At 64.6% G+C, this 4,574-nt stretch carries 5 protein-coding genes; all 5 read left to right on the top strand.

The genetic code is table 11. From position 1 onward, the window contains the following. Positions 1-34: 34 nt before the first annotated feature. A complete protein-coding gene (locus AC5JJ6_RS00255) occupies positions 35-610 on the top strand; it encodes a cupin domain-containing protein (RefSeq protein ID WP_496040115.1) in 576 nt (191 codons plus the stop codon). 192 nt (positions 611-802) lie between these two features. Continuing rightward, positions 803-1,816, top strand: a complete 1,014-nt coding sequence (locus AC5JJ6_RS00250; protein WP_496040114.1) for an ABC transporter permease — start codon at positions 803-805, stop codon at positions 1,814-1,816. Positions 1,817-1,819: 3 nt separating this feature from the next. Beyond that, entirely contained in the window at positions 1,820-2,671 is an 852-nt protein-coding gene (locus tag AC5JJ6_RS00245; protein WP_496040113.1) for an ABC transporter permease, read from the top strand. Next, a complete protein-coding gene (locus AC5JJ6_RS00240; protein WP_496040112.1) occupies positions 2,668-3,627 on the top strand; it encodes an ABC transporter ATP-binding protein in 960 nt (319 codons plus the stop codon). Before AC5JJ6_RS00245 ends, AC5JJ6_RS00240 begins: the two co-directional genes overlap by 4 nt. Next, positions 3,624-4,574, top strand: a 951-nt coding sequence (locus AC5JJ6_RS00235; RefSeq protein ID WP_496040111.1) for an oligopeptide/dipeptide ABC transporter ATP-binding protein, incomplete at its 3' end; no start/stop codon positions are given. The genes AC5JJ6_RS00240 and AC5JJ6_RS00235, both read left to right, overlap by 4 nt.

The following is a 4,574-nucleotide window of genomic DNA, read 5'->3' as shown; positions in this document are numbered from 1 at the left end:
TTCCTTGATTTCTTTGGCTCATTGACAGGACATCATGACGAAAGAAAGCGCACCCCTGAAAGTCGGCGTCCGGTTACGTCACGCGCGCCTGTTGAAGGGCATGCGCATGAAAGATCTGGCGACCGCCGTCGACTGCGACGAGAGCATGATTTCCAAGATCGAATCCGGCAAGGTCTTGCCTTCGATCCCGATGCTCAACAAGCTGGTTCATGCGCTGGACCGGGATATGGCGTCGTTCTTCGGATTGAGGATCGACGAACATATGCTGGTGCAGAAACCCGACGAGCGCCTGAAGGTGTTCGTGGATGCGTTGAGAGGCGGCACCGGCGTCACTTATGAACGGCTGGTTCCGGTAGGCGCAGGCAACCTGCTGGAAGCCAATGTCCATGTCGTGGCTCCCGGCGGCGAGAAGATCGACCTGATCACCCATCAGGGCGAGGCCGTTGGCTACCTTGTCTGCGGCGAGATCGAGTTGACGATAGACGACACGACATACCGCATGTCCGCCGGCGACTCCTTCTTCTTCAAGGCCTATCTCACCAACAGCTACCGCAATGTCGGCGATGTGGAAGCCCGGATCATCTGGGTGAATACGCCGCAGGTCCACTGAGAGCATGATTTTTAATCATGTGCTTCGATTTCTATCATATTCTGGTATGCCAGATTTTCGACCAAGCTCGAAGCATCCTGAAAACACTGAATTTTCCTGGCGGCAGCTAAACGGCACGGGCTTTGCGATTGCATAGCCGGATGCGTGGGCACGGCTCACGCATCCGGAACAGTCGCAGAGGACCCGTGCCCGATGAACTTCGTCTGGAAACGTCTGCTCGCTACACTGCCCAGCCTTGCGGGCGTCGTCGTGCTGACGTTCCTGTTGTCGCACGCCTTGCCCGGCGATCCCGCCGCCTACTTTGCCGGACCGGCGGCGGACGCCAATTCGATGGCGGAGATCCGGGAGAAGCTGGGGCTGGACCGACCCCTGATCGAGCAGTTCTTCTATTACGTCGCCGATCTGCTACGGGGAAACCTGGGGAACTCGCTGACCACCGGACAGCCGGTGCTGACCGATCTGGTCGACCGCCTGCCCGCTTCGCTGGAACTGTCCGCCTATGCGCTCGTCTTCGCGATCGGCTGCGCCATTCCGATGGGAGTCTTGGCGGCGATCCGGCTGAACCGGCCCGCCGATCATGCCTGCCGCGCGGTCGTCACCGTCTGCGCCGCCTTCCCGACCTTCTTCATCGGCCTGCTGCTGGTCTACGTGTTCTATTTCCTGCTGGGATGGGCACCGGAGCCGCTGGGCCGGCTGAACGAAATCCTCTATACCGCCCCGCCAAGGGTCACGGGCGCCTATACGGTCGATGCGCTGATCGCCGGTGACGGCGAAGTCTTCCGGGCGGCCCTGGCTCAACTGGTGCTGCCCGCGATCTCGCTGGGGCTGTTCGCACTGGCCCCGCTGGCCCGGATCACCCGCGCCGCCATGCTCGAATCCCTGTCAAGCGACTTCGTCCGTACCGCCCATGCCAGCGGGCTGCCGACATCCAAGGTACTGTTCACCTACGCGTTCCGCAACTCGCTGCTGCCGATCTCGTCCGTGCTGGGGATGGTGTTCTCGTTCCTGCTGGGATCGAACGTCCTGATCGAGCAGGTGTTCGGCTGGCAAGGGGTCGGCGCCTATGCGGTTTCCGCCGTGCTCGCTTCCGACTATGCGGCCGTCCAGGGTTTCGTCCTGATGATGGCGCTCCTCTACATATTGCTGAACCTGCTGGTCGATGTCCTGGCGACGCTGATCGATCCCCGCGTCCGGTTCGAGGGCTGAGCGATGACCTTTGCAAACCTGGCCCGGAATACCGGGCACGCCTTCGGCGAAAACCCGCTGACGCTGGCGGCGGTCGGCATCCTCCTGCTTTTGCTGGCCTGCGCGCTGCTCGGCCCGTCGCTGGCGCCCTACGATCCGCTGATGACGGATGCGACGGCGAAACTGGTGCCGCCCAGCATGGCCCATCCGTTCGGCACCGATGCGCTTGGACGGGACATCCTCAGCCGGGTCATCGTCGCGACGCGGCTGGACCTGGGCATGGCGTTTTCCGCCGTCATCCTGTCGTTCGTGGTCGGCTTGGCGCTCGGCTCCGCCGCCGGCTATCTCGGCGGCTGGACGGACAGGATCGTCGGCCGGCTGATGGACACGATCATGGCCTTCCCGCTGTTCGTGCTGGCCATGGGGATCGTCGCGGCGCTCGGCAACAACGTCGCCAACATCATCATCGCGACGATGATCATCAACCTGCCGTTCTACTGCCGCTTCGCCCGCGCCGAGGTCAACATGCGCCGCGACTTAGGCTATGCGGAAGCGGCGCGGATGGGCGGCAACCGGACTTTGACCGTCCTGGCCGTCCACATCATCCCCAACATCCTGCCGCCGATGATGGTGCAGGCCTCGCTCAACATGGGCTGGGCGATCCTGAATGCGGCGGGCCTGTCGTTCATCGGACTGGGGGTGCGTCCGCCGACCCCGGAATGGGGGATCATGGTGTCGGAAGGCGCCAGTTTCATCGTCTCCGGCGAATGGTGGGCCTTCGTGTTCCCCGGTGCGGCGTTGGTGCTGGCGGTCTTCTGCTTCAACCTTCTGGGCGACGGCTTGCGCGACCTGCTCGACCCGAGGAAGCGGGTATGAGCGACCATCTGACGATCAGCGATCTCAACCTGGAATTCCGCACGCGCCACGGGACGGTACGCGCGCTGGAGGACGTCAGCCTGACCGTCCGGCGCGGCGAAATCGTTGGGGTGGTCGGCGAAAGCGGCTCCGGCAAATCGGTCATGGCCTATTCCGTGATGGGGCTGAGCGACGCGGCGGCCGAGATCAAGCGCGGGTCGATCGTTCTGGGCGGCATGGACCTGCTGACGACCAGGGGCGAAGCGATGCGCGCCATCCGCGGACGCGAGATGGCGATGATCTTCCAGAGCCCGCGAACCGCGCTGAACCCGATCCGCAAGGTCGGCCGCCAGATCGAGGACGTGCTGCTGGAGCATGCGGCGATCCCGCGCCGGGACCTGAGGAAAGCCGCCATCGCGGCACTGGAGCGGGTGCGCATCCCCGATCCGGAACGCCGTTACAACGCCTATCCGTTCGAGCTTTCCGGCGGGATGTGCCAGCGCATCATGATCGCGATAGCGCTGGCCTGCTCGCCGTCGCTGCTGATTGCCGACGAGCCGACCACCGGCCTCGATGTGACGACGCAGGCCGTCATCATGGACCTGATCCGCGACAAGAGCCGCGACAGCCGCATGTCCACGCTGCTGATCACCCACGATCTCGGGCTGGCCGGCGAGTACTGCGACCGCATCGCGGTGATGCATGCCGGCCATGTGGTGGAAATAGCACCGACCGAGGTCCTGCTGGCGCACCCGGCGCACCCCTATACGCGCCAGTTGCTGGCCGCGACGCCGACCCCGAACTCGACCATCGACACGCTTTCCTCGATCGGCGGGCAGTTGCCGGACCTGCGGCGCGAGTTGCCGCCGTGCCGGTTCAGCGAGCGTTGCGTCCGGAAGATGCCGCAATGCGACCTTCCGCTGCCCTGGACCGAACTGTCGCCCGATCATCTCGTACGTTGCAGGGTGCCGCTATGACCGCCCTCCTGGATGCCCAAAACCTCAGCAAGCTGTATCCGGTCAAGGGCAGCGCCAAGGGATCGCTGCTCCATGCCGTCGATGACGTCGACCTGCGGATCGAAGCCGGCGAATGCGTCGGGCTGGTCGGGGAAAGCGGCTGCGGCAAATCCACGATGGTCCGGCTGCTGGCGCGGCTGATCGATCCGACGTCCGGCAGGATCTTCCTGGATGGCGGCGACGTGACCGCCGTCACCCAGGCGCAGTTCGTCGCCTCGCCCGAGCGAGGCCGCATCCAGGTCGTGTTCCAGGACCCGACCGAAAGCCTCAACCCGTCGTTCCGCGTCTTCCAGACCATCGCCGATCCCCTGAAGCGGCTGCTCAAGCTGCGGAACGCCGACGACATCGCCGCCAGGGTCTACCGCGCCGCCATGCTGGTGGGCCTGCCGCGCGAACTGGTGCAGCGCTATCCGCACCAGTTGTCGGGAGGACAGCGGGCACGCGTCGGCATCGCACGGGCCATCGTGGTGGAACCGAGGCTGCTGATCCTGGACGAGCCGACATCCGCCCTCGACGTTTCGGTGCAGGCAGTCATCCTGCGGCTGCTGGCCGACCTTCGGGCACGTTTGGGAATGAGCTACCTGTTCGTGTCGCACGACCTGAACGTCGTCCGCCTGCTCTGCTCCCGCGTGGTCGTGATGTATCTCGGCAAGGTGGTGGAGGTGGCGCCCGTCGAGCAACTGTTCGCCAATCCGCGTCACCCCTATACCAAGGCCCTGATCGCCTCGATCCCCGATCCCGCCCGGCGCGGGGAGGCAAGACCCCGGCTGGACGGAAACCCGACCAGCCCGATTTCCCCCGATCCGAACGTCTGCCGGTTTCAAAGCCGCTGCCCGATCGCCAGCGCCGAATGCCGGACGATCATGCCCGAACTCCGCGATCTCGGCGGCGGACAGTCCGCCGCCTGT

The organism is Skermanella sp., from assembly GCF_059503625.1.
Note: the sequence above shows the minus strand (reverse complement) of the source record. Positions and strands in the feature narration are given on the sequence as shown.